This window comes from candidate division KSB1 bacterium (assembly GCA_034506395.1).
Lineage (GTDB): Bacteria > Zhuqueibacterota > Zhuqueibacteria > Thermofontimicrobiales > Thermofontimicrobiaceae > Thermofontimicrobium.
This window is the reverse complement of sequence record JAPDPQ010000004.1, coordinates 17697-44034: the sequence shown is the minus strand read 5'-3', so window position 1 is coordinate 44034 and position 26338 is coordinate 17697. Positions and strand designations below refer to the sequence as shown.

The 26338-nt window shown below is 44.7% G+C and carries 20 protein-coding genes; 17 read left to right on the top strand and 3 right to left on the bottom strand.

Annotation, left to right across the window (positions count from 1 at the left end):
* Positions 1 to 5: 5 nt before the first annotated feature.
* The 16 genes from ONB37_03755 to ONB37_03680 all read left to right on the top strand — a co-directional run bounded on the left by ONB37_03755 (position 6) and on the right by ONB37_03680 (position 21891).
* Positions 6 to 737: a CPBP family intramembrane metalloprotease gene (locus ONB37_03755; GenBank protein ID MDZ7399263.1), complete on the top strand. Its 732-nt coding sequence runs from the start codon at positions 6 to 8 to the stop codon at positions 735 to 737.
* A 211-nt stretch (positions 738 to 948) separates the two neighbouring features.
* Entirely contained in the window at positions 949 to 3588 is a 2640-nt protein-coding gene (locus tag ONB37_03750) for a glycoside hydrolase family 3 C-terminal domain-containing protein (GenBank protein MDZ7399262.1), read from the top strand.
* Positions 3589 to 4655: 1067 nt separating this feature from the next.
* A complete protein-coding gene (locus ONB37_03745) occupies positions 4656 to 5060 on the top strand; it encodes a response regulator (protein MDZ7399261.1) in 405 nt (134 codons plus the stop codon).
* Between the two features lie 107 nt (positions 5061 to 5167).
* Positions 5168 to 6274: a response regulator gene (locus ONB37_03740; GenBank protein ID MDZ7399260.1), complete on the top strand. Its 1107-nt coding sequence runs from the start codon at positions 5168 to 5170 to the stop codon at positions 6272 to 6274.
* Positions 6275 to 6277: 3 nt separating this feature from the next.
* Positions 6278 to 8317, top strand: a complete 2040-nt coding sequence (locus ONB37_03735) for a cache domain-containing protein (protein ID MDZ7399259.1) — start codon at positions 6278 to 6280, stop codon at positions 8315 to 8317.
* 330 nt (positions 8318 to 8647) lie between these two features.
* The gene (locus tag ONB37_03730) at positions 8648 to 10009 is read left to right on the top strand and encodes a sigma-54 dependent transcriptional regulator (GenBank protein MDZ7399258.1); all 1362 of its coding nucleotides are present in this window, start codon (positions 8648 to 8650) and stop codon (positions 10007 to 10009) included.
* A 305-nt stretch (positions 10010 to 10314) separates the two neighbouring features.
* Positions 10315 to 11169: a response regulator gene (locus ONB37_03725; protein MDZ7399257.1), complete on the top strand. Its 855-nt coding sequence runs from the start codon at positions 10315 to 10317 to the stop codon at positions 11167 to 11169.
* A gap of 140 nt (positions 11170 to 11309) precedes the next feature.
* A complete protein-coding gene (locus ONB37_03720) occupies positions 11310 to 12806 on the top strand; it encodes a response regulator (protein ID MDZ7399256.1) in 1497 nt (498 codons plus the stop codon).
* Positions 12807 to 13075: 269 nt separating this feature from the next.
* Positions 13076 to 15775 (top strand): formate dehydrogenase subunit alpha, encoded by a 2700-nt coding sequence (fdhF, locus tag ONB37_03715; GenBank protein MDZ7399255.1) that lies wholly within the window; start codon positions 13076 to 13078, stop codon positions 15773 to 15775.
* 85 nt (positions 15776 to 15860) lie between these two features.
* On the top strand, positions 15861 to 17123 hold the full coding sequence (locus tag ONB37_03710; GenBank protein MDZ7399254.1) for an OFA family MFS transporter: 1263 nt from the start codon (positions 15861 to 15863) through the stop codon (positions 17121 to 17123).
* Positions 17124 to 17223: 100 nt separating this feature from the next.
* A complete protein-coding gene (locus tag ONB37_03705; protein ID MDZ7399253.1) occupies positions 17224 to 17739 on the top strand; it encodes a ferritin family protein in 516 nt (171 codons plus the stop codon).
* 123 nt (positions 17740 to 17862) lie between these two features.
* Complete coding sequence (locus tag ONB37_03700; protein ID MDZ7399252.1) at positions 17863 to 18663, top strand: hypothetical protein; 801 nt, start codon at positions 17863 to 17865, stop codon at positions 18661 to 18663.
* Positions 18656 to 19297 carry a carbonic anhydrase gene (locus ONB37_03695; GenBank protein ID MDZ7399251.1) on the top strand — a complete coding sequence of 214 codons (642 nt, stop codon included), beginning with the start codon at positions 18656 to 18658 and terminating at the stop codon, positions 19295 to 19297. Before ONB37_03700 ends, ONB37_03695 begins: the two co-directional genes overlap by 8 nt.
* 182 nt (positions 19298 to 19479) lie before the next feature.
* Positions 19480 to 19989: an NADH-quinone oxidoreductase subunit NuoE gene (gene nuoE, locus ONB37_03690; GenBank protein MDZ7399250.1), complete on the top strand. Its 510-nt coding sequence runs from the start codon at positions 19480 to 19482 to the stop codon at positions 19987 to 19989.
* 10 nt (positions 19990 to 19999) lie between these two features.
* A complete protein-coding gene (nuoF, locus tag ONB37_03685) occupies positions 20000 to 21256 on the top strand; it encodes an NADH-quinone oxidoreductase subunit NuoF (GenBank protein MDZ7399249.1) in 1257 nt (418 codons plus the stop codon).
* 269 nt (positions 21257 to 21525) lie between these two features.
* The gene (locus ONB37_03680) at positions 21526 to 21891 is read left to right on the top strand and encodes a response regulator (protein ID MDZ7399248.1); all 366 of its coding nucleotides are present in this window, start codon (positions 21526 to 21528) and stop codon (positions 21889 to 21891) included.
* Between the two features lie 274 nt (positions 21892 to 22165).
* Here ONB37_03680 and ONB37_03675 read toward each other — a convergent pair whose 3' ends face one another.
* Positions 22166 to 22714, bottom strand: coding sequence for a hypothetical protein (locus ONB37_03675; protein MDZ7399247.1), 549 nt, complete (start codon positions 22712 to 22714; stop codon positions 22166 to 22168).
* 116 nt (positions 22715 to 22830) lie between these two features.
* On the opposite strand from ONB37_03675, the gene ONB37_03670 reads away from it, so the two are divergent.
* The gene (locus ONB37_03670; protein ID MDZ7399246.1) at positions 22831 to 23229 is read left to right on the top strand and encodes a response regulator; all 399 of its coding nucleotides are present in this window, start codon (positions 22831 to 22833) and stop codon (positions 23227 to 23229) included.
* Positions 23230 to 23390: 161 nt separating this feature from the next.
* Here the strand turns inward: ONB37_03670 and ONB37_03665 are convergent, their stop codons facing one another.
* Both ONB37_03665 and ONB37_03660 read right to left on the bottom strand, forming a co-directional pair.
* Entirely contained in the window at positions 23391 to 24251 is an 861-nt protein-coding gene (locus ONB37_03665) for a hypothetical protein (GenBank protein ID MDZ7399245.1), read from the bottom strand.
* Between the two features lie 320 nt (positions 24252 to 24571).
* Positions 24572 to 26233: a peptide-binding protein gene (locus ONB37_03660; protein MDZ7399244.1), complete on the bottom strand. Its 1662-nt coding sequence runs from the start codon at positions 26231 to 26233 to the stop codon at positions 24572 to 24574.
* Positions 26234 to 26338 lie beyond the last annotated feature (105 nt).

Below are 26338 nucleotides of genomic sequence, written 5' to 3'. Positions count from 1 at the left end.
AAACGATGATTCAAACCGTGCATCAGTCTCAGCCAGAAAATAACACAGCCCATCGCTTCCTAGCCCCAAAAGGCGGATGGGGTTGGCTTGTTTTACCAATCGTCCTGATGTTTCTCGGGAGCTACACTGTATGGGCTATTTTCATGATACGATTGCATGATCCTGCTTTAGCAGGTCAAGAAAGTTTAGCTATAGCGCCACTGTTTTGGTCAATATTGCAAGTTATGCTGTTCATCATTGCATTTACTCAGCTAAGACGATATGGCATCTCGATGAAAGAAATGATAGGCGTTTCCAAGGAGAGAGCACTGCTGGATGTGGCTTATGGGCTTGGACTTGCCATTGTTTCGAGTGCAATAATAGCCATCGTTCAAGGCTACCTGGGTTTCGCATTTCTTGGCAAGATGGCCAAACAAACAAGCAACCATCCGCCATTTTATCGATGGGCATTAGTTTATTGGACAACGATCGGCGCTATCACCGCTGGCGTAGGAGAAGAGTTCTACTTTCGCGGCTTTCTGATGGCAAGATTGAACAAGATGAAGCCTGTATGGCTCGTTATAATCACAAGCCTTGCTTTCGCTTTTTGGCATTTGTCTCCTTTCATGCTACTGCATACCTTTGTGATAGGCATTATTTTCGCAACGGTTTACTTGCACACAAAAAGGCTATTCCCTGTAATCTTGGCACATATTTTAACCAATGTCATTGGGGGGATTTTTATGATGTCTTCATAAAGCGGCTCTTGGTCAAGCTTCACCTATGTCTATGGATTCACCTGGATGCGTTAAGTCCGCCGAAGATAATACAAAAATTCCTAATAAAGTCTTTGAATACCGGTTTTCCTTACTATGAAATTGATTTTCGTTGCGAGCAGAATAACCTGAAAAGCGAGTTCGATGATAAGAAATTCATAGCAGACCAAATTAAAAATTGGAGGAGGTCAAAATGAGTTTAAGGGCCCTATTCGCCTGGTTGATGATCCTGTTTATCTTTTGTTCAAGCACACTGTTCAATTGTAGCAACGAAAAAATCCCCCCATACAAAAATGCGAAGTTAGCAATTCAAAAACGAGTAGACGATTTATTAGGCCGGATGACGTTGGATGAAAAAATTGGTCAACTGCAATGTGTGATTTCGGATGTTGAAAATGCAGAGGCGAAAATAAAAGAGCTAGTCGGAAATGTGGGGGTGGTGCTTCGGCCATACTCTGCTAAAGAAGCGGCAGAAAAATATAATCAACTTCAGAAAGTGGCGGTCGAGCAGACGCGTTTGGGAATCCCGATATTGATGCACGATGAGGCGCTGCATGGCCTGCTTGCCAAGGGGGCTACCAGCTTTCCTCAGGCGATCGCATTAGCAGCAACATGGGATGTCGATTTGATGCGGCTGGTTGCGGGCGCGATTGCGTCGGAGACCAAAAGCCGCGGCATTCGCCAGGTGTTATCACCAGTGGTGAACATCGCTCGGGATGTGCGCTGGGGCAGAGTTGAAGAGACCTATGGTGAAGATCCTTATTTAACTGCTAAAATGGGGGCTGCTTTTTGCAGAAGTTTTGAGGATTCAGGCGTTGTAACTACCCCCAAGCATTATGCTGCCAATGTTGGAGATGGCGGACGCGATAGCAACCCAGTTCATTTTTCGGAGCGGCTGCTCAGAGAAATCTATTTTCCCGCATTCAAGGCTTGTTTTCAAGAAGGGAAGGCGAGATCGGTCATGGCAGCTTATAACTCATTGGATGGCTTGCCATGTTCGGCCAATCCTTGGCTACTGACCAAAATTTTGCGGGAGGAATGGGGCTTCTCTGGTTTTGTCGTATCGGACTATGGTTCAGTCGGTGGCATATTCGATCTCCATCGGACCGCAGCGAGCAAATCCGAAGCGGCAAAGCAAGCTATTGAGGCTGGCATGGATATCGAGTTACCTAGTGCCTATATTTTTGGTGAACCTTTATTGGAAGCAGTGAAACAAGGGATGATTTCAGAACGCACGATCGACCAAGCTGTGCGCAGAGTTCTCTCGGTCAAATTTCAACTCGGTCTGTTCGAAAATCCCTATGTTGATCCCGATGCTGCCGAGAGGATCATTAATACCGAATCGCGGCGTCAATTGGTGCGTCGGGCAGCTCAAGAGGCCATTGTGTTATTAAAGAACGAAAATCGAGTTTTGCCGCTTAAAAAAGATCTTAAATCGATAGCTGTCATTGGGCCGCTCGCTAATGTGGTGAAATTGGGCGGATATAGCGGTTCTGGAATAAAAACCGTGAGTCCGCTGGAAGGAATTAAGGCGAAAGTGGATGTCGCGACCCAAGTGACCTATAAGCGTGGTTGTCATCTTGAAGTGCTTGCGCTGCCAACGATCCGGGAACAATATCTGACCCCAACTGGCGCCAAACCAGGAGAGCATGGCTTACTGGGTGAATATTTCAACAATAAGGATCTCACTGGCAAGCCAGCGCTGGTTCGTGTGGACCCCGAAATTCATTTCGATTGGGGTGGTCAATCCCCAGATGCGGCCATCAACGCCGAGCAATTTTCAGTTCGCTGGACCGGTAAGTTGACGCCACCAGCTAGTGGCGATTATCAAATTGGCGTGACCACAGATGATGGTGTCAGGCTGTTTTTGGACGGAAAACTGTTGATCGAGTATTGGAGGGACCGTGCTCCAATGACCAATACGGTGAATGTTACGCTCGAAAAGAATCGCCAATATGACATTAAAATGGAGTATTATGAAAATGCTGGGGGTGCCTATGCCAGCCTGGGCTGGAACTATCAGCCAGACTATGGGCGTGACATTGCCGAGGCAGTACAAGCGGCTAAAAATGCCGATGCGGCGATCGTGTTCGTCGGCATTGTCGAAGGGGAAGGGATGGATCGCTCCAAACTGGACCTTCCGGGAATGCAAGAAGATTTGATTTCAAGTGTCGCAAATACTGGTACTCCCACTGTTGTTGTGCTGATAAATGGAAGTGCCGTCACCATGCAAAATTGGAAGGACAAAGTTCAGGCGATTGTGGAGGCATGGTACTTAGGCGAGGATGGTGGCAACGCCATCGCCGATGTCCTATTCGGAGATTACAATCCCGGAGGAAAATTGCCCATCACGTTTCCACAGTACGTTGGTCAGGTGCCGCTTTATTACAATCATAAGCCGACAGGCCGAGGCTATGATTATGTTGACCTCAGCGGAAAACCGCTGTTTCCATTCGGATTTGGCTTAAGCTATACCGACTTTGAATATAGCAATCTACAAATCGATCCACCTAAAATGAGATCTGACGGGCAGGTAAAAATCTCATTTGATATTAAAAATGTCGGAACCATGGCAGGCGATGAAGTGGCTCAGCTTTATATCCACGATCCAGTTGCCAGCGTCGCTCGACCTGTTAAAGAATTGCGGGGCTTTCAGCGGGTCCATCTTAACCCTGGCGAAAACATAACGATTACTTTCCAACTCACGAAAGATGATATATCGCTTTGGGACGCCAATATGAAATGGGTTTTAGAGCCAGGTCAGTTCGATGTTCAAATCGGAAGCTCCTCCGAGGACATTCGGTTGCAGGGAAGCTTTGAAGTCACAAAATAACTGGAAAATGGAGAACGAAAAGCATTTGAATCACTCAATTTTGTAGATTGCTGAAGAATGAACGAATACAGTAATTAGATCTGTTGTCCATAATGTGCGATTTATTCGTTCATTCTGCTAATCACAAAGTCACAGAGAAGCTCTATTCAAAGACCAATTTTGCAGAGCGAACTACTTTTTCACTATAAAAACATCGCCAGCAAGCATTGCTAAAATTTGGAGTGCAAATGAAAGTTCCATGCACTATTTTTGAAAAGTCGATCGCTGGTTTGAAGGGCGTTTCGATTCGGCTTGACTTCCATATTTTTACCAAAAGCAGTAGAATTGAAAAATAGCTTGACTTTTTCAAGTGAATTGGTTAGCTTAAATGAGTCATAGATTGGACGGTTGATTTGGCAATAGGATTTCCCATCAAAATATTCGAATCTGTCATTACGTTGCAATTGCAAGTGAAAACTTTTATCAATAGCCTGGAATGCGCAGATTCCATAAGTTTTCCGATCCGTCCGAAACGATAAAAAAATCAATTTTGCAGAAGTATAAGTGATAAAAGCTACGGATTTGAATGACCAACGAGAAGTTCAAGCAATGCGGTGCATGCAAAAAGATCTGGAAGACCGTCGATGAATTTATTCAGGATAAAGACATAAGGGTGCTTTGGCTGCAAGTCATTCCAGGGCACCCAGACGCGAATTGCATTATTTTTGAACATAGATCCTGTGGGAGCACGACGTCGGTATTAACTCCCAAGCTTCGTCATCTGTTGCATCGAAAATTTGAGTCCATTCAGGACCTATATGGCACCGACGAATGCAACAATCATTGTAATACGCGCAATACGATGGCCGCATGTGAGAAAAGGTGCGTTAATGCTCAAGATCGCGAGTTAGCGAGGATGCTGGTGTCATTGAAGTGGGGAGATGAATAGAGTGCTCTTCGCAACAGCGGTTCAGCATTTGAGTCGAGGCCCGATGCACTGGTCCATTTCTGCAGGAATGGGAAGATAAATAAACTGACAATACAGAGGTTGTTCTAAAAACCGGTGATCATCAAAAATGGAGCATGAGATGTCAGAGAGGCAGAAAATACTAATCATCGACGACGACGAGGATTTTCGGATCTCAATTGGAACACTGTTAAAGAGCCACAATTATGAGGTACTCGAAGCTGAATCGGGCAAGCGAGGCCTCGAAATGATCAAATCAGAAAAACCAGATTTGATCGTACTCGACATTATGATGGAAACCATTGATGAAGGCTATCTGATCAATCAGGTGATTAAATTTCAAAAAGAATATGAGGAATACAAAAATTTGCCCATCTTAATGGTTTCCTCAATTCAGCAGGACCCATTATCGAGATTTCCCAAGGCTGCTGGGGAAGTTGAAATGATCATGCCCGATTATTATTTGACCAAGCCAGTGGATATCCCCAAATTTTTAGATATGGTGAAAAAATTGTTAAACAAATAATGCATCATTGATTCCTATCTTTGAAGGAAAATTCGAAATTATTTCTGAGGCTGGTAATTCGATAGTTCCTGCTGGTCGAATCGTGTTCCATCAAGTGCCTGCGGATTATGGAAAAAACAAAAAAAAGGATTATCGTCATCGACGATGATCCAGTGATGCGATTATCTTGCTTTAAGATCCTTGATAAAGAAGGGTATTTAGTCGAAACCTATGAGGATGGGGAGCAAGGGTTAGCGGCTATTCATCGGCAGCGACCAGATCTTCTAGTGGTGGATTTAAAGATGCCAAAAATTGGTGGCATGGAGGTCATTTCTCGGGTTCATCAGGTGGATCCTGACATATGTATCGTGGTGATCACGGGATATGCGACGATTGGCACTGCGGTGGATGCGATGAAAGCGGGTGCCTATGATTTTCTGCCCAAACCGTTTACTCCTGATGAATTGCGATTAATTATCAAACGCGGAATAGAGCGCTCGGAGTTGGCCGAACAGTCGCGACGCTTGAAGCAGGAGAAGGAGCATTTGCAGCGTCGTTTCTTGACCTTTGTCTCCCATCAACTACAATCCCCTCTGGTTGCCATCCATCAATATCTGGAAGTTCTGAAACATCTAGAAGATTCACCCGAGAAACACACTATCCAGCGCGAATGGATCGATCGGTCAATTGTTCGCTTAAAAGAGCTCATTGCGATCATTCAAGATTGGTTGACCATTGCAAAAATCGAAAGCGGGCAATTTGTCCAATGCTTAGAACCAGTGAAATTGAAGCCGATCATTGATGATCTGGTATTGTGTTACTCAGACCAAGCAAAAGAGCAGCAAGTCATGATTCATGGCGACATTTCAGACGATTTACCTGCGGTGAAGGGTCATGAACAATGCCTGAGAATGCTCTTTTCGAATTTGATTGTGAACGCCATCAAATACAACAAACGACCTGGGGAGGTTCATCTGACCGCTCGGGTCGACCCTGATTATGTGATTGTCTCGGTCCGAGACACTGGGATTGGTATTCCACAGGATAAGTTGGAGCTGATTTTTGAAGAATTTTATCGAGTGAGGGATGAGTCCACAAAAAATATCAGTGGTACTGGCTTGGGACTGCCAATTTGCAAAAAAATTGTCGATGAAATCGGAGGGCAATTAGAGGTAGAGAGCGTCGTAAATCAAGGCTCATGTTTTCATGTCTATTTGCCAAAGCAAAAGGATTAAAGCGTGATTTCGATATTACAAAATCTCTCGCTGCGGGTCCGGTTGATCTCTGTTTATGTATTTATTCTCGGCATGGGTGGATTGATCACTTCGTTCATTGGTTCGCTGATCGTCAACGAGACGCTAATGAATCAAGCTAGGAGCAAAGTCCACCATGACCTAAACACCGCGCGAATGGTTTATGAAAAGCAACTCAAATTGATGGAAAACTCCATCTATATTGGGGCATCAGGGAATACGATTCAACAAACGATTTACCAAAATGACCGCACGCGCCTCATTTCTAGGCTCAAGCAAATTCAGCGAGATTGCAATTTGGACTTTCTTTCAGTTGCAGACAGCTCAGGACGAGTAATGCTTCGGCTTTTTCAACAAAATAGATTGGGAGATAATGTCTCGGTTATTCCGCTTGTGAAAGCTGCACTAAATGGCTCTGTGGTTAGTGGGACTGAAGTTTTGAGCCAACAATTGCTCGCAAATGAAAATGAACAATTGGCAGAGCAAGCCCGAATTCAAATCCTCGATACCCCAAAGGCTAGACCTACAATGTTAAAAGAGCTCACCTCAGGATTGGTGCTGATGGCTGCAGCTCCTTTTTATAACGATAGGGGAGAGTTGCTCGGCGTTCTCTATGGTGGGCATCTCATTAATCGCAATTTTATGATCATTGACCAAGTGTGGACTTTGGTGTACGAGGGCGAGAAATATCAGGGCAAGGATGTCGGCACGGTTACGATTTTTTTGAATGATCTAAGGATCTCAACGAACGTCCGAACATCGAGTGGGGAGCGCGCAATTGGAACACGGCTTTCTGCTGAAGTCGCTGAAGCTGTATTAAGCCGAGGGGAGCGTTGGACCGGCCGCGCCTTCGTAGTGAACGATTGGTACATTAGTGAGTACGAGCCAATTAAAGATTTCAGCGGCAACACGGTGGGCGTCCTTTATGTTGGGCTGTTGGAAAAGGCGTATCTGGCGATCAGAAACAAAGTGATCTTTACTTTTATGATTGTCGCCACTATCGGATTTTTCATGATCGTAGGGATCAGCTACTTGATCACCCGTTCGATAACCCGCCCATTGAGCGAAATGGTGACTGTGACCCAGGCCATTGCCAGAGGGGATCTCAACCATCGCATTCGCGTGAAATCCAAAGATGAAATTGGACAATTGGCGCTGTCATTTAACAAAATGGTGGCGAGTTTGCGAAAAATGCGAGCTGAGCTCGAGCAATGGGCCAATACCTTAGAGCAGAAAGTCAAAGAACGAACCGAAGAATTGGCCGCCATGCAGAACACGCTCATCCAATCACAACGTCTGGCATCGCTGGGCAAGATGGCAGCAGGGATTGCCCATGAAATCAATAACCCCTTAGGTGGAATTCTGGTTCTGAGTTCTTTGGTCTTGGAAGACCTAAAACCAGAGGATCCGCATCGAGAGAATCTCCAGGAGGTTATCAAACAAACCATGCGCTGCCGCGATATTGTCAAAGGCCTGCTCCAGTTTTCTCGTCAGGAGGAAGGCAAGTCCGAATACGTCAATCTGAACGATGTTTTGAACAATACGTTATCTCTGCTGGAAAAACAGGCGCTGTTTCATAATATTGAAGTCATTAAAGATTTCGATCCCAATTTGCCGCAGATTTTGGGTGATCCGTCCCAAATGCAACAGGTCTTTATGAATATCATCCTGAATGCGGTCCAAGCCATGAAAGAAATTGGAACATTGACCCTTGTCACCCGGCACGATAAAAAGAACGATCTCGTCGTGGTGGACGTCACCGACACAGGCTGTGGAATTCCTGAAGAGCTGATCGATCGGATCTTCGACCCGTTCTTTACGACCAAGGAAGTGGGAGAGGGCACGGGGCTTGGACTATCAATCGCTTACGGGATCGTCACAAAACATCATGGCAGAATGTCGGTAAAAAGCAAAGTCAACGAAGGTTCTACGTTTACCATTAAGATACCCGCAGTGAGTAGCTCTCAAAAAGGAATTGTTGAAGCGCTATCTTCCAGTACAACGATAAGCGATGCTGAAAAATGAAGAAATGATCAGAACGAATAACCATATATCAGAGTGATTATTTTGCGTTTCATATAAAAGAACAAAATCAATGGATCGGATATCAGAAAAGTTAGTCAACTGGGAAGCTTTCGAAGCAAATATCGAGGTTACGGGGCGTTCAGTTCTTCGTCGATCTGTGGGTCACTCTGATTTCGCCGTCATAATAATGAATCAAATTTTACCGTGTTTAGGCATCAGCTCTGGAACGATCCAATTTAGCAACTCAGACCGATGTGAAAAGTTTTTAGTGCATTAATGATTTTTTTGGAAGATTAACGAGCAACGAAAATCGTCTGATCAGGAAAGTCAATGGTTTCATCAAACTTAAAAGTGTTGGTCGTCGACGATGACGAGGCGATCCGAGTTTCCTTTGAAAAATTTTTTGCTAAATCTGATCATATAGCGGTGATTGTTGAGAATGGGGCTCAGGCTTTGGAAAGGATTAAGAGCCGTCAATTCGATTTAGCTTTTGTTGATTTGAGATTACCGGGAATCAGCGGAATCGATCTGTTAAAAAAGATACGGACGATGAACCCCCGCATGGATATTGTGATCATTACTGGCTATGGCACGGTGGAAACTGCGGTTGAGGCGATGAAATTCGGCGCCTATGACTATATTCAGAAGCCTTTTTCTTTAGAGACGATCCGCCATGTGCTTGACAAAATTTTAGAAAAGCGGACGATTTTGCAAAATGTTAGAGCGCGACGTCTGAAATTTGACAGAGAAGGGCAGGTGGAGACGATTATCGGCGAGAGCCCGCGAATGATTGAAGTATATGAGCTGGTCCAAAAGGTGGCGCCAACTGACAGTACGGTTTTGATCACCGGGGAGACAGGTACTGGGAAGGAGTTAATCGCCAGGGCAATCCATTTCCACAGCTTGCGACGGAACAAGCCATTTCTCACCATGGATTGCAGCTCATTGGTGGAGAACCTATTCGAAAGCGAGCTATTCGGACATGTAAAGGGCTCTTTTACCGGAGCCATTGCCACAAAGCATGGCAGTTTCGAGTTGGCGAATGGCGGAACTTTCTTTTTTGATGAAATTGGAAATATATCTCTTAATATCCAAGCGAAGATCCTGCGGGCGATCCAGGAGCGCGAAATTCGCCGGGTGGGATCGACGGAGACCATCAAGGTCGATGTCCGTGTGATCGCTGCGACGAATAAGGATCTGCGCCAAGCAGTCGAGGAAGGGACTTTTCGCGAGGATTTGTTTTATCGTATTAGTGTGATCCCAATTCATTTGCCACCCTTGCGCGAGCGAAAAGAAGACATCATTCCTTTGGCAAATTACTTTCTTGAAAAATACAATCAGCGGCGATTAAAAGCGTTGCGCGGATTTAGTGCTGCGGTAAAAGATATTTTCATTCGCTACCATTGGCCTGGCAATGTGCGAGAGCTCGAAAATGTTGTGGAGCGAGCTGTGGTGATTGAAGACGGCGATGAGGTCTCGATCACCAGCCTCCCGTCGCATCTCTGGTTCGATGGCAATCAGCAAGAATTAACCAGCCCCAAAATCAAAAGCCTCGAAGAGCTGGAACGCGAGCATATCATCCATGTATTGAAAGCCACCGATGGGAATCGCTCCAAAACTGCGCGGTTGCTGGGGATTGACCGAAAGACACTTTATGATAAAATCAGGCGCTATCAGATCAACGATAAGTAGTAAGACTGCGATAATCCACTCCGATCTAATCTAAAATACCCAATTATCGAGCAATAAAGTGTAGAATATTTCCCCAGAGCTAATCTATTATAAATCAGTTTGATCATCGCTGCCGAAGAAAACTGTGGTAAAAATCCTCAACTGTTCTTTTAGAAAGCATCAAGCTGCATTTCATGACCAACCAGATAACTTTATAAAATGCCAAACATTAAAACTGATAAGAATTGGGTTGAAGTGATGGCATGAAGTTTGTCAATTTTCGCTTCTAATCCAAAAGATGAAGTGTATTTCTCGATGAAAAGAAAATGTCCGATCGCTCCATGGCTGGAAAAGTTTTGATGGTCGTTGCAAGTAACAAAAAGAAATCAGAAAAAATTTCCAGCTTGTTTAACAAAAATGAATTGCTCTTGGCCATTGAACATGATTTAGGCAGCGCCATCAATCGCGCCCAAAACGCTCGGTTTGATGTCATTGTATTAGATGCCAACATCAAAGGGATACCCATCGAGCAAGCGATTCACATTTTACGCGATATCGACCCTGGAGTGAAGATCATCGTCAAAACTAAAGAGAACTCAAAAGAACTGGAAGCGAAGGTCCGTCAAGAGAAAATATTCTATTACCATCTCGAATCATTCGGTGCTGAAGATCTACGGCTGGCGATTCGAAGTGCCTTAGCCAAAAAAAGCAATTTTTTTTTGTCCGAAGATCGGAAGTCTTCAGCAAAGGATACGAAAAAGATCCTTATGGTTGATAACAATGATGAATTTATCGAGGTGCATCGGGCGAATTTAGAAAATAATAATTTTGAAGTGCAGGTGAGTTTCAACGCTGACGAGGCGTTTGAAAAGCTGAAAAAGGATCGTCCGCATTTAGTGATGGTGGATTTAGATATTCAGGCCGGCAGTGATGGATTGCATTTTTTAGAGAAGATGATGATGGATGATGAAGCCCGGCAAACGCCGGTATTGTTGTTCTATTCTCAGACACGTATGGATTTGCATGGGATATTATTGGAAAGAGCAAAATCCACTCTGCCGGCCTGGTCTTCTCTCGAAAAACCGGTGAAGATTGAGGATGTCATGCCAAAAGTAAGGGCGCTTCTGGCGATGAAGAAGCTCGCGAGCAAAGAAGAAACAGCTCAGAAAATTGCACATTAACTATAAGCCACTTATTTAACCTTTGGCAGCATGCTGAAATCCTCAGAGCGATCTTAAATTTGAAAACCAGCAAATTTTGAAGTGCTCAATGCATGAGCCGCCTCCCGAAGAGGGGGAGATCAGACGAGTTAAACAACGCGATGAGCGAAAATCCAAAGATTCTGGTCATCGACGATGACAGTATCATTCGAATAGCCTGTGAAAAAACTCTAAGGCCACTGGGATACAGCGTTGATACGGCAGAAAGTGGCAAGCTCGGCCTTGCCATGTTGAAGCAGAAGCGCTATGACCTGGTGCTCTTGGACCTCATGATGCCCGAGATGAGCGGTAGTGAAGTGTTAGAACAAATTCGGGCTTATGATGAAAATATCATCATCGTTATTATAACCGGATTTGCAACCATTGAATCTGCCGTAGAGACGCTGAAAAAGGGAGTTTACGATTATATTCCGAAGCCCTTTTCCCCAGAAGAATTGCGCAACGTGGTCCGAAAAGGGTTGGAGCGTCGAGAGCTGCTGTTGCGCGCCGAAAAGCTTCGCAAGGAACGGGAAAAAAGCTTGCTGAAGCTTGCAGCACAAAAATCCCGCATGATGACCATTATCAATTGTATGGGGGAGGGGCTGATCGCCGTCGATAAGAACGCTCATCTCACATTAATTAATCCCGTGGCCTGTCGGCTGCTGGAGTTAAGAACGCCATGTAAAGTTGGCACTCCGATTCAGGGCAATCTAAACTGCGCTGAATTAGAACAACTTATCGCAGAATGTCTGGTTTCAGGCATATTCTTGCATCAAAAGTACATCACCAGGGAAGTGATCTTTGATTCCCAAGCGGAGAAGATCTTCGCCGTCACGATCGGCCCAATTCGAGAAAAACGGGATGAGATTGCTGGCCTGGCGTTGATTTTGCGCGATATCTCTGAAGAGAAAAAGCTGGAACGAATGAAGGTTGAGTTCCAGAAGCTGGTGTCGATCGTTGCCCACGAGCTGAAAGCCCCGATAAACGCCATCGATGGATACTTAGAGATCATCTTGAAGGGCTATTTAAAGGATAAACCCGAGAAGATGACCGAATACTTAGCTCGTTCGCGCGAAAAGGCGGAAATGCTCCGCAACCTGGTCGAAGATCTGCTGAGCCTCACTTCCATCGAATCGGGCAAAATTACTCAGCAACCAGCGGCTGTTGACGTCAATGCAATTCTTACTGATCTTGTGGCTTTTATGGAGAATGAAGCCCAGCAGCGACAACTGCATGTTCAGTTAGAACTTTCTGATCATCTGCCGCTGATTAAAGGAGATAAGAAGGCCCTGACTTATCTTTTTTCCAATTTGATCAGCAATGCTATCAAATATAATCGCATTGGTGGCAAGATCTTCATCAAAACAAATGTCGAAACCGGCTTTTTAGTGACAAGGATTATTGATACTGGATACGGTATCTCTGAGGAAGAATTGCCAAAGATTTTCCAAGAGTTCTATCGCTCCAAACGAAAAGAGTTAGATAAGATCCCAGGGACAGGCTTGGGCCTCAGTATCGCTAAAAGGATCGCTGAGCTACATAACGGCCATATTCAAGTGACAAGCAAATTAAATGAGGGCAGCCAATTTGAAGTTTATCTGCCATTAGAGGGAACGTAAGGCCAAAGGGCACAGATCACTATCGGAAGTGTCACCCTATATTTTTTCCAAAACGATTAGATGTTGAATAAATGATCGTTATTCTTAAGGCCGAAAAGACTTTTTTAATTCCTAAATTGACAAATTAAGATGTGCATGTATTCGCAAATATGACAATTTTGCTTCAAATGAGTCGTTTTTTTGCAAAAGTCTAAATTTCGCAAAAGTGAGGCACGTGACCACTGGAGAGGTTTAACCGACTTTCGATCCATATTGATAGGAGAAAAGGGATGGCTGAAGTAGCGTTGGTAAATTTGACCATAGATGGTAAAAAAATTACTGTTCCAAAAGGCACAACCATTCTGAACGCAGCATTGCAGCATGGCATCAAAATCCCGCATTTATGTTATCATCCAAAAACTGGTCAGGCATCGCTCTGTCGAGTTTGCGTGGTAGAAGTTGAGGGGATGAAGGGCTTGCAGACAGCCTGTTCGGTTCCAGTGAAGGAAGATATGGTGGTTCATGCCACCACCGAACGGACACTGGCGGTGCGTCGGATGATCGTTGAATTATTGCTCAGCAATGGCCATCACAATTGCATCTCTTGTGAGCGAAATGGCCGCTGCGAATTACAAGATGCGGCGTATCTGCTTGGCATCGAAGCGCCTTCCTATCCAATTTATGATAAAAAGTTGCCGCTTGACGAATCCAGCCCAGGCATCGTTTATGATCCCAATAAATGTATCCAATGTTTCCGCTGCATCAAGGGCTGCAACAATGTGGTGGTGAATCGGGTGCTGGAAATGGGCTGGCGCAGCAATCATTCAGTCGTCGTCTGCGATGATGATAAACCCATGGGCCAATCAAGCTGTGTCCAGTGCGGCGAATGCGTCCAGCTTTGCCCGGTAGGTGCATTGACAGAGAAGCAGGCCATTGGCAAGGGCCGCAGCTATGAGATGACCAAGGTCCAGACCACCTGCCCCTATTGCGGCGTGGGGTGTCAAATGGAATTGCATGTGAAGGACAATCAAATTGTGCGGGTCTATGGAGTTGAAGGGGATACGGACAACGAAGGCTCGCTGTGTGTGAAAGGCCGCTTTGGCCTCGATTTTGTGAGCTCGGCCAATCGATTGACCAAACCACTGCTTCGAAAGAATGGGAAATTGGAAGAAGTCTCCTGGGATGAGGCGCTGGACTTTACCGCCAACAAATTATTAGAGATCAAAAATAAGTATGGCTCGAATGCCATCGCGGGATTGTGTTCAGCCAAGTGCACCAACGAAGAGAATTACATCTTTCAAAAATTTATGAGGGCGGTGATCAAAACCAATAATGTCGATCACTGCGCCCGTCTCTGACACAGCGCCACCGTAGCCGGTCTGGCTGCGACCTTAGGCTCTGGCGCAATGACCAACTCCATGCGCGAATTCAAAGACTCCGATATGTTTTTCATCATTGGTTCCAATACCACGGAAAACCATCCAGTCATTGGATATTATGTGAAGCAGGCTGTCGCAAAAGGGGCCAAATTGATTGTTGCTGATCCGCGGCGGATCGATCTGGTGGATCATGCCACCTACTGGCTGCAACACCGCAACGGCACCGACATCGCCCTGATCAATGGTATTATGAATGTCATTATCACTGAAGGGCTGGAGGACAAAGAATACATCCAAACACGCACGGAAAATTATGAGGCCTTCAAAGAGAACATATTGAAATACGATCCAGAGAGAGTCGAAAAGATTACCGGCGTGCCAGCAGAGCTAATCCGAAAAGCTGCAATTGATTACGCTAAAGCGGATAAGGCTGCATTGTTATATTGCATGGGCATTACCCAGCATATTACTGGGACAAATAATGTCAAGTCGCTGGTAAACTTACAACTATTGACTGGCAATATTGGCAAATACGGCGCGGGCATCAATCCGCTGCGTGGCCAGTCCAATGTCCAGGGCGCCTGCGATATGGGCGGTTTGGTGAATGTGTTTCCTGCCTATCAGCCAGTGACCAATCCAGATGTGCGAAAGAAATTTGAGGAATTCTGGGGCGTCGAGAATCTTGATGACAAGATTGGTTTGACAGTTGTGGAGATGTTCAATGCGGCCGATGAGGGCAAGGTCAAGGCGATTTACATTATGGGAGAGAACCCCATCTTGTCCGATCCCAACAAGAACCACATCGAGCATGCCATCGAAAAGCTGGACTTGTTGATCGTTCAGGATATTATGCTCACCGAGACGGCTCAGAAGGCAACTGTGGTTTTTCCGGCGCCGGCGTTTGCTGAGAAGGATGGCACCATCACCAACACCAGCCGACGTGTCCAACGGGTGCGCAAGGCGATTGAGCCGCCCGGAGAGGTGCGGCAGGATTACCAAATTCTTCATGAACTCGCAAAACGTATGGGATATCCCAACTTGTCACCAGAGACACCGGAACAAATCTTTGAGGAGATTCGGAAGTGCACCCCTTCATATGCCGGAATCTCTTACAGACGCTTGGAGCGAGGCGGGATTCAATGGCCTTGTCCCAATGAGGATCACCCTGGCACAGCAATTCTGCATAAGGAAAAATTTGTCCGTGGCTTGGCATTATTCTCGGTCTGCGAGCATCTGGAACCGGCCGAATCGCCTGATGATGAGTATCCATTCATCCTCTCCACAGGACGCATTCTCTATCAGTATCACACGGCGACAATGTCCGGCAATTCTTACGTGCTGAACGAAAAAGCGCCGGAGAATTACATCGAGATTCATCCCAAAGATGCCGAGCGATTGGGCATCCAGGGCGGAGAATTGGTTAGGGTTCGAAGCCGTCGGGGAGAAATTAAATTGAAGGCACTCATTTCCAATCGGCCGTTCAAAGGCAGCGTCTTTATCCCCTGGCATTATGCCGATTCTGCTGCTAATATCTTGACCATTGATGCGCTGGATCCGATTGCCAAGATCCCAGAATATAAAGTGGCGGCGGTGTCGATTGAAAAGATATAAAATTCAAATCAGATTTTTAACACACTGACCGATCACACATTGTGACCGGTCAGCTAATTAACGAACAATTGAGAAGGAAGAAAGTATGAGCAGTGAGAAACTTGAAAGCAAACGTTGGATTATTGCGATTGCTGCTGTTATCATGCAACTGTGTCTCGGTACTGTTTACGCCTGGTCGGTCTATAAAAAACCGCTTATCGCAGCCCACGGCTGGGGAGAGACAGCAACTCAAGTTACTTTCATGATCTGCATTGGTGTGATTGGTTTGGCCGCTGCGTTTGGAGGCATTTTGGTCGATCGAAAGGGACCGCGCTTGGTTGCTACGATTGGTGGTGTCCTGTTCGGGCTTGGAACGTTGCTGGCTGGCTATGGAGACAAAATTGGGAATTTGTGGTTGCTATATCTCGGTTTTGGACTAATCGCAGGTTTAGGCAACGGATTTGGTTACGTCACTCCAATTGCGACTTTGATTCGCTGGTTTCCAGACAAAAGGGGATTGGTCACCGGATTAGCTGTGATGGGCTTCGGTTTGGGAGCATTTTTTATGGGACGTATCGCGCCAGCGCTCATCAACCATTACCAAATTTTGGATGACACCGGAAAAGTCCTACAATCAGGCGTTTCTTCAACATTTTACATCTGGGGTATTATATTCTTGGTCTTGGTAACTGGAGCAGCACAATTTTACAAGAATCCGCCCAAAGGTTGGCTGCCAGCCGGTTTCACCCCCTCAGCCAAGACTGTCGCGGCTGCCGATTCATTCACCATTGGCCAAGCGATCACAACCCCGCAATGGTGGATGTTATGGGCAATGCTATTGTTGAATATTTCTGCCGGCTTGGGCTTACTATCCCAGCTATCGCCGATGGCCCAGGAAATCTATAAAAAGACAATTTCTGATCCAAAAGCCTTAGCGGTGGCTGGTGGGACAATTGTCGCTATTGCCTCGATCTTCAACGGACTTGGCAGACTGTTCTGGGCCTGGCTATCCGATGCCATTGGAAGAAAAACTGTATTTCTTACCATGTTCGTGACCCAGGCGATCCTTTATATCCTTCTACCAAAAATTGGCTCGGCAACCATTTTTGCTGTGATTGCCTGTTACTTGTTGAGCTGTTATGGCGGCGGATTTGCGACCATGCCAGCATTTGCGGCTGACTCCTTTGGTCCAGCGAATATTGGCCGAGTGTATGGCACCATGTTGACGGCGTGGAGTGTGGCGGGAGTGGTTGGCCCATTGGTTTTCGCTCAGCTTAAAGGCATTGCCCTTTATGTGGCTGCTGGACTTTTGATATTGGGTTTCTTGATTGCTTTGCTATACAAACGACCGCAAAGGAAAGCTGCCTAACTTGACGCAAGGGTCATCTATAATGAAAATTCAGAGCTGCTTCCATCCATCGGCTGATGGATGGAAGCAGTGCAATTACCATTTTATTTAGGGTTTTCTTATGCAATCTATCACAGACAATCTGATCAAAATTTTTGAATACGCCCTCAATCAGGAAAAAACCGGCATGAGTTTTTTTAGCACGTCGCTGGAACGATTGGGCACAGGCGCCGCGGTCACTGCCTTCAAAGTGCTGATAGAGGAAGAAAAAAAGCACATCAAATTTATTAGCGACATCCTCAATGATCTGAAAGCCAAAGGCGAGATTGATCAGCAGCATGTGCAAAATGTGGTGCTCGATGAATCGGATTATTTCAAACAGCGGGCGCAATCAGAACTGCTGGAGCAGTCCATCGAAGGCTCAATGATTCCCGATGTCACGGTGTTTAACACCGCCTATCTGATTGAAAAAGACCTGAGCGAATTCTATGATCGAATGGCAAATACAGTGACCGATCAAAAGGCAAAAGATGCACTGAAGATGCTGTCCGATTGGGAAAAGACGCATGAGCTCTATTTCAAGCAGTTTCGAGATAAATTGACGGATGAATATTCCAGGATGCCATGGGGTGGATAGAATGTTAGGAGGTTAGCATTCCTAAAGCTCGGAGCTTTTGGAATGCTGTTTTTGCTCAACGGATGTTGCTCAATCTTTTTCGACCAAATTGGGTTCATTGCCATTAAAATTAGGAGCAGAATTTTGAAGTCTCGAAAAGCCATTGTTTTCTTGTCGACCTTTTTGCTAATTTGGTCATTGATTTCGATTCAAAAAGAAACGGCCCAAGCCCAAGCCATGCAAAATCAGAAAATTTCCGTTACGGTTAAGCCTGGAGCTCATTGGCAACATTCGTTTCGGATCTTGGGTCTGATTAAGGTGACCAACCAGCCACAAATGGCGTTCTGGCTGGAGGACAGTGAGGGCAATTATTTGACCACACTCTATGTTACCTATCGCACGGCCGTCCAGGATTGGCGATCTTCGCCAGGGGAGAAAAAAGGTGAGATTCGCCGACCATCGTCGCTGCCCGTGTGGGTTCATCAGCATCAAGCTGGTGGATTGATGGATCAGTCAATTTGCGCCAGGTGCCACGACTTGCACAAAGCAAAGGAGAAAGTGATCGATCCCAATTCTGAGCTGGCAACGATCACTGGTGCAACGCCCAAAGCTGGCTTCACCAGAGAGTGGCAAATCCCAGTCGATCTGAAGCCAGGGAAGTATCTCATCAAAGCGGAGATCAATCATTCAAAAGATTTCAATAATGCATTTAAAGAAGCTGCCAGAGAGAATGATCAAAATTACAGTGGCGGTAAAATGGGATCGGGGCAACCGTCGGTTGTCTGGCAGGGTGAATTGCAGATCGGTACCAAGCCATCAGCAGTTTGGCTGAAAAAAATTGGGCACGGCCATCCTGCGGGAAAAGATGGAACAATTTTTTCGGACTTGAGCATGCTGGATTCCGCTTTGGATATTGTTGAATCAATAGAAGTAAAATGTGAATAATATCAAACATGAGTTACAATTGAATATGACCGCCACATCAAAAATCGCTGCCGACGAGGCATTAGATCGCTTGCTGGAAGGAAATAGACGGTTTGCTGCGAATAGAGCCATCGGTCCTAATCGCAGCGAAAGCCGACGCCTCGAGATTACGAAAGGACAGCAGCCGTTCGCCATCATTCTGGGCTGCGTCGATTCACGAGTACCGCCAGAATTGATTTTCGATCAGGGGTTGGGCGATTTATTCGTAATTCGCAGCGCCGGGCAGGTGATCGATCATGCTGTTTTAGGCAGCATCGAATTTGGCGTCATCGAACTGGGAGTTCCGCTGATCATGGTTCTGGGCCATAGCCGCTGTGGGGCAGTCACGGCAAGCGTGGAATCGATCGAGAAAAATTTGTCTGGGGAAGGTTCTATTGGTGTGCTCATTGAGGCCATCAAGCCCGCTGTTCATCATGCTCATGGTAACGGCCAATCGCTGATCGATGAGGCGGCAAAAATCAATGTAAAAAAAGAGATGGAACGGCTAAATCAATCATTGGTTATTTCTTCAAAGCTGAATAAAAGCGAGTTGAAAATTGTCGGGGCATTTTACCACCTCGACACAGGCAAGGTAGAAATTCTTGAATTCCATTAATTCGGCATGCTTTTTCCCATCCGTCGGATGGTGAAAGATTCAAAAAGAAAAATGCATGTAATTTTTCTACAAATTTTCGAACTGATGCAGTTGTGAGTTGATGAAAGATTGCAAGTCGTTGACAAAAATTTTTTAGATCAATCGAAAAAAAGCAGTTAATATAAAAGATGGAGGTGTACCACATGTCTGTATCGCCCTCCCCATACCCAACTGAAGCATCTGAATATGTATTGAGCGATCAGATGATAAAAAAGATAGAAGAGTTGGCAGCAAAATTTCCGCAGAGAAATTCGGCCATGCTGCCAGCATTACACATGATACAAGATCATTTTGGGTGGGTGCCCCCAGAGACTATTCCGCAATTAGCGAGAATACTCCGAACTACCTCAAACAAAATCTATGGCGTATTGACTTTTTATACCATGTTCAAACTTCAGCCCGTGGGCAAATACCACATTCAGGTTTGTCGAAATGTGTCATGTTCGCTATTAGGGGCAAAACACATCATTGAGCATCTATCGAAAAAATTAAAAATAAAGGTTGGTGAAACAACCAGCGATGGGAAATTCACGCTCTCTTTGGTAGAATGTCTCGGCTCTTGCGGCACTGCCCCAGTCATGATGATCAATGATCAATACTACGAGAATCTCGATGCCAAAAAAGTTGATGCGATTTTAAAGTCATTAAAATAGCGCGAGGCAAATGGCGATGATTGAGGAGAAAAAAATTCTGACCCGTCATGTCGGTGTCAATGGAATGGAAAAGGTCGAGGATTATGAGCGGGATGGAGGCTATATTGGGCTCAAGAAAGTATTAGAAAAGAGCCCTCAAGATTTTGTCGAAGAAGTCAAAAAATCATTTCTTCGAGGCCGCGGGGGAGCTGGGTTTCCTACCGGTTTTAAATGGGGTTTTCTTCCGAAGGAGAAGGATCGTCCATTCTATCTGATCTGTAACGCAGATGAAGGAGAGCCCGGAACCTTTAAAGACCGCGTGATTATGGAACATGATCCGCTGCTATTGATCGAAGGAATGACCATAGCTGGCTATGCGATTCGGGCGGACCTCGGATTCATCTATATCCGGGGAGAATTCAAATGGATCGCAGAGATTTTGGAGCGCGCCATTCAAAATGCGCGAGAGGCAAACTACCTCGGCAAAAACATTTTAGGAAAAAACTTCGATTTTGATATTATCGTTATGCGAGGTGCTGGGGCCTATATCTGCGGCGAGGAGACCGCCTTAATCGAGTCCTTAGAAGGCAAAAGAGGACAACCTCGCGTTCGTCCGCCGTTCCCCGCTAATGTTGGATTATATGGCTGCCCAACTATTGTGAACAATGTGGAAACCTTGGCTTGTCTGCCGTTTATTGCGAAGCAGGGCGCTAGCACCTTCAAATTGATGGGCACGTTTCAAGCGTCAGGTACAAAGCTTTATGGGATTTCTGGACATGTGAATAGGCCTGGCGTTTACGAATTTCCCATGGGGACAAATTTAAAAGATATGATCCAATATGCAGGTGGAGGAGTGAGAAATGGGAAAAAGATCAAAGCGGTGATCCCTGGTGGTGTTTCTGCCCCGATATTAAAAGCAGATGAAATCGATATCTCCATGGACTTTGATTCCTGCATCAAAGCCAATACGATGCTGGGATCGGGTGGAATTATTGTGATGGACGAAGATACCTCCATCCCTGAAGTTGCAGAGGCTGCGATTAATTTTTTTGTGCATGAATCTTGTGGCCAATGTGTGCCTTGTCGCGAGGGACTACAGAAAATCCAACAGATGCTCAGGGAGCTCCTGACTGGCAACGGAAATTCAGAATATATCGACCAAATTTTGAGCCTTTGCAAGACGATCAGCGGGGCAACATTATGCCCACTGGGAGATGCTGGCGGTATGGCAATCCATACCATGATAACCAAATTCCGTGATGAATTTGAAGCTCTAATTAGTGCCTGAACAAAAATCATTACATCTGAATTAATAATGTCATTCCGAACGAAGTGAGGAACGCGGTTGTTTTTGATTGTTGGATTTACAGATTTCTTTTTTCGCTCGAAGCGAAAAAAAGCGAATTTTAATTCAAGCAGTAATGAAGAGATGATCGTAACCATGACTTAGTAAAGTCTCAATACCTTAATTCGGCTTTATTTTAATGTTTGAATTATCCAAAAAGCTTTGATGGAGATTCTCAAAGAACATCAATTTTTAGGAGGCAAGGAACGGACATGAAAAAAATTCTCATTATCGATGATGATATAGATTTTCGAGAACAAGCGAGAGTCGTATTAGAGGCTCATAATTATCAAGTCCTGGAAGCTGAGGATGGAGCCACTGGTTTGAACATGATCAGAGACCAAAAGCCAGATTTTATCCTGCTCGATGTGATGATGGAAGAGGTGGATACTGGTGTGAAATTGGCTGAGAACCTTGCAAATCTTAATATCAAGGTGCCAGTGGTTATTCTGTCATCTTTTGCCAGTGCCGCTGCGCAAGTGTTCGATACTAGCGCTGTCCCAGTGAAGGACTATTTGCAGAAGCCACTCAAATCTGATGAACTGCTGGCTCTCGTCCGAAAATACACGCAGTCATGACAATTTAATTTGATCAAAATAAAGCTTGCCCTCTCTTCTATTGTTGATCGAAAATCGGATGTTTAATGCACTGGTTCATTAGGTCCTCATCAAACATCCGATTTTTTTATTCGCCTGAATAAGTATGTTGACCATCTTGGATTTTACCTGCCATAAATCTAATTGATCAGATCCAATAGGCAAGAAAATAAAACGTCTGGCAAGAATTGATTGAAATACGATACCATTGAGATGCGTCTTCTGGAGCGGGATACGCCAATTCACGAGATTGGGCTTAATCGCGGTGGATCAAATAGCCCGATTTTGAAAGAATAGTCATAAGAAAATAGAACAACGCGCCCCCAATGAGAGCAGTCACCAATTGTGGCGTCATAAATATAAATGCAATTGGCTCTGGAATGCGATAATGGAAAATAAGCGGCAAAATAAATTTTAGCGTAATGACAAAAAATAAGTATTTGCTGATCGCCGCGAGAATAATAGCAATAGCAAGTGTTAAGCTGCTGGACAGGCGGGAGAATCTGGTTAAAAAGAGGTGGAACAAGCAATAAACTGAGACCAGAATGACATTGGCCGTGGCAATAAATGGGACCAGAATTCCCAAGACCGTGGGGATTTGACCTCTGATAAGCGCCATTAGAGGGGTAAGGCTTCCCAATAGGCAACCCGCCATCCAATTTAATGATGTCGCGGTTATGAACAAGATCAGATTGATCAACGGTCCAGTGACAGGCTGTGGCAACCCAATAATTTGAATGACCATCGCTAGCGCAACGAGCAGCGAGAGTCGCGAAATGAACAAGTTTTTCTTTGAAAGCGGCATTGTCGAGGTCTCAAAGCTAAATTATATTCGAGAAATATGAAACTCGATCATTAGAAATAAGTTCAATTTGGAAACCAAAAGACCATATGCGGACAATTTAGTAAAAAAGATGTGCTATGATGAAAAAACCTGACATTTTGATAATAGACGATGAAGAAGTCATTCGCAAAGCATGCAGACAGACGTTAGAAAAGGAAGGCTTTGAAGTCGACGAAGCGCCCAACGGCATTATCGGCCTGGCAAAGCTGCATGATAAGCGATATGATTTGGTGCTGATAGATTTGAAGATGTCCCAAATTTCGGGGATGGATGTGCTTGGTGCTGTAAAAAAATATGATCCTAATATCATTTGTATCGTCATTACTGGTTATGGCACCAATGCAGTTGTCCGAGAAGCAAAGGCCAAAGGTGCTTTCGATATCCTGATTAAGCCATTTGCTGCTCAAGAGCTTCGAGAAATGATTCAGCGAGCGATCTCAGCAAGATCGCTCAATTGGAAGCCGATAAGCTCATAGAGATAATCAGCCTGATATCATCTAATAATATTCTCCACCTTGATCGGTCCTGCACGTTTATTAGCTCTATTTAGCTGGCTGGAACGATGATCAATAATTAAAACAAATTTTATTCGAGCTAACAAAAAAGATTAGCGCGGGAATGTTCAGTTCGCCTCAATTCAAAATTCTAAATTGGGCTGAACGATCCAAGTGATTACTTTCACAGAGTTCGGTTCAAATTCTCTTAACAGGTGGTCGAATTTTCTGATTCGTTCCCATTTAGCACCAATACTAAAAGTGCCAAATATTTTATAGCGGGAAATTGCTATTGGAAATTTTTTGCCAAATAGGATTAAATGTCGAGGCAAGGCTTCGTGGTCGTTGCCATGATTGATCGGAACATTGGTGTACAACTTGAATATGCTGTTTCGAACCAAAGACCATCCATTGGCTTTATAATCAGAATGGCTACGTTCGATGGCCATCGTAATCTCATGGTTAAAAAAGCTATTCTGATGCAACTTTATCCCAAGACGAAAATTCCATGTCAGCTTTTTTCTCTTGTTTTCTTGAATATTCCCGGTAAGAATCAATTCCGGTTGATACCATCGATCAGCCATATTAATGTTATTGTAAATCTGATGCCCCCCAGTTGAAACAAGGAAACCAGCCAGAGCAGAGCCTGATTGTTTCAATTTTTGAGAACTGCTATCCTGATAAACCAGGAATAGAATATTCCCCAACAAAATGGAAATTGCATAAGGCTCCTCGTAACCAGCACCAATCGATCGGATCAGATTGACATCCGAGAGCAAATTGAACCGCTGATAATAGCGATAGCGATCGGTCTCAAGATAGCTGCTTAGGGTTGCGAGCGGATAGGCGGTAAATTGAATCAAGAGATAGCGAGGTAATAACAACCGCTGACTTAGATTGGTGTATATTTCGAGTTCCTCGCCTTTTCTCCATATTGTCGGTTTTTTATTACGCTCAAGATGAATATAAAATGGCGCATAAGATTTATAAATATCCAGGCTCAATTGTCCACCGATTGAATAAGCAAATGCCTTCGAATGGAACCTAACAAACTGAGCATTCGAAATGCATGGCCTCAACAAAAAATAGATCATTAAAGCAAAAATAGGGCTTCTTGATTTCATACAATAATACAAATTCATGAAACGAACCTATGCAGGATTAAATAGAGCAAACCCAGGATATATGCAGCCCTGGGTTTTGGTCAGGAATTCTGGATATTGGGTGCGATTTCAAATTGATTATGATGCTCAACGGCTATTGGGATTTGTGGTCAATTCAATTTTCGCAAACGGCATTCTTATGGGCAATCTGCCAAAATCCCTCAGCGCTGATATACTTTTGGAATCCACCACCAATCTAAATTATAATCAAAGCCCAACGGAGCAGGGTAAGGTTTTACTCCCTGAACGCGTTTACTGGTAGCGATGAAGCTATCCCTTAAAAATAGATAAATGACGGGCAAATCTTCGGAGAGAATCTCCTGTGCCTTCCAAAAGTATTGCTTCCGCTTTTCCTGATCGAAAGTCCTCAATGCTTCTTCCAGCAGCTTATCCAACTCGGGATTGATATAGGTCGCCCAGTTGTATTCGGTATCGTGAATTTGGCTCGAATGGAATTCAAATGTCAAATCAGGATCCAGAACAGCTAGACCACCACGAGTGACACACATATCAAAATTTCTTTTGGCAATAAATGTATTTAAATAGACGCTCCATTCGACCACTTTGATTTTCATTGCAATCCCAATTTCTTTCAGATGCTGCTGAACGATGGTTACGATCTGCTGGACCGCCTCATTTTGCATGCATAACATGGTGAATTGCAAGGGCTCACCATTTTTTTCAACAATTCCATCGCCATTAGCGTCATACCAACCTGCTTCAGCTAATAATTGACGCGCCTTATCTGGGTCATAAGGATATTTTTTGATGTTGGGATTGTATGCCCACGATTCTGGGGGGATTGGGCCATCGCACGGTCGTCCCATCCCTTGCTGGACCCCTTGGATAAGGCTCTGCTTATCAATGGCATAATTGATTGCTTGTCGGATCCGCTTATCCTGAAATAGCGGAATCTTTAAATTGAACACGAGTCCGTACATGAAATTGTCAGGATAAACAAATTTGTTCACTAATCTCTCTACCTCAGGTCCTACCAAATCACGCGTAAATTGAGTGGTGTGGAGTCTTGTCACCAGATCGAGGTGACCGGCTTTGAGCTCCAGGATTTGAACGGCTGCCTCTGGAATAATTCGGAAAATCATGCGATCCAAATAGGGGCGACCCCAGTAGCTATTCTCATTCGCTTCGATAATGATCTGCTCATTTGTGGTCCAGCTATGAAATTTGTACATGCCATATCCGACAGGATGATGATTAAAGGCGTCGGTATTGATGTCTTTCCCTTCTAAAATATGTTTTGGTAATAATCCGATATCCCAGCGATAAACAGCGTAAACGAACGGCTCTTTATAAAATGCTTTAAATCGATATCGATCGAGCGCGACAACGGTATCAATACGACTGAATGCATAATGCACGATTGTTTTAGTGGTGGGATCGATCGCTTTGAGATAGGTGAACAACACATCCTCCGTGGTCACCTCAACGCCATCCTCCCAGCGAACCCCCTCGCGAAGCTTAAAGGTCAATTCTTTGCCGTCTTTTGAGAATTCCCAGCTTTCTGCCAGAACAGGAGTTAATTTGGCATGACCAGGATTATCTGGATCTTCCAGCATTCGAACTAAAGGAGGAAACAAATGAATGATGACTTCGCAGGAAGCCCCATCGCTATAACCATAGAGCGGTTGTAATGAAACAGGCTCACCGCTGAGCGCCCGAATTAGCGTGCCGCCGTATTCTGGTTGGTTGGGATCGAAATTCCCTTTGAAATCTTTTGCAGAATCTCCTTCTTTTTTGCTCCCACAATGATTTAAAATGAGAATGATTAGGATGGATAACAGAATTGAAATAAATTTTCTCATTGCTTATACCTGTTCATTTTGATGACTGTTGAATTATGACTCAGCTTTTTGAACTGGTAAATATATTTAAATAAAACCACTTTGTCAAGCAAAAAGAATGACCAC

What these genes read in the sequence shown, in the direction of transcription:
- ONB37_03710 (MDZ7399254.1), top strand. Translation starts at nt 15,861, where the DNA reads ATGAGCAGTGAGAAACTTGAAAGCAAACGTTGGATTATTGCGATTGCT.
- ONB37_03750 (MDZ7399262.1), top strand. Translation starts at nt 949, where the DNA reads ATGAGTTTAAGGGCCCTATTCGCCTGGTTGATGATCCTGTTTATCTTT.
- ONB37_03745 (MDZ7399261.1), top strand. Translation starts at nt 4,656, where the DNA reads ATGTCAGAGAGGCAGAAAATACTAATCATCGACGACGACGAGGATTTT.
- ONB37_03730 (MDZ7399258.1), top strand. Translation starts at nt 8,648, where the DNA reads ATGGTTTCATCAAACTTAAAAGTGTTGGTCGTCGACGATGACGAGGCG.
- ONB37_03705 (MDZ7399253.1), top strand. Translation starts at nt 17,224, where the DNA reads ATGCAATCTATCACAGACAATCTGATCAAAATTTTTGAATACGCCCTC.
- ONB37_03670 (MDZ7399246.1), top strand. Translation starts at nt 22,831, where the DNA reads ATGATGAAAAAACCTGACATTTTGATAATAGACGATGAAGAAGTCATT.
- ONB37_03740 (MDZ7399260.1), top strand. Translation starts at nt 5,168, where the DNA reads ATGGAAAAAACAAAAAAAAGGATTATCGTCATCGACGATGATCCAGTG.
- ONB37_03680 (MDZ7399248.1), top strand. Translation starts at nt 21,526, where the DNA reads ATGAAAAAAATTCTCATTATCGATGATGATATAGATTTTCGAGAACAA.
- ONB37_03755 (MDZ7399263.1), top strand. Translation starts at nt 6, where the DNA reads ATGATTCAAACCGTGCATCAGTCTCAGCCAGAAAATAACACAGCCCAT.
- ONB37_03660 (MDZ7399244.1), bottom strand. Translation starts at nt 26,233, where the DNA reads ATGAGAAAATTTATTTCAATTCTGTTATCCATCCTAATCATTCTCATT.
- ONB37_03720 (MDZ7399256.1), top strand. Translation starts at nt 11,310, where the DNA reads ATGAGCGAAAATCCAAAGATTCTGGTCATCGACGATGACAGTATCATT.
- ONB37_03675 (MDZ7399247.1), bottom strand. Translation starts at nt 22,714, where the DNA reads ATGCCGCTTTCAAAGAAAAACTTGTTCATTTCGCGACTCTCGCTGCTC.
- ONB37_03725 (MDZ7399257.1), top strand. Translation starts at nt 10,315, where the DNA reads ATGTCCGATCGCTCCATGGCTGGAAAAGTTTTGATGGTCGTTGCAAGT.
- nuoE (MDZ7399250.1), top strand. Translation starts at nt 19,480, where the DNA reads ATGTCTGTATCGCCCTCCCCATACCCAACTGAAGCATCTGAATATGTA.
- nuoF (MDZ7399249.1), top strand. Translation starts at nt 20,000, where the DNA reads ATGGCGATGATTGAGGAGAAAAAAATTCTGACCCGTCATGTCGGTGTC.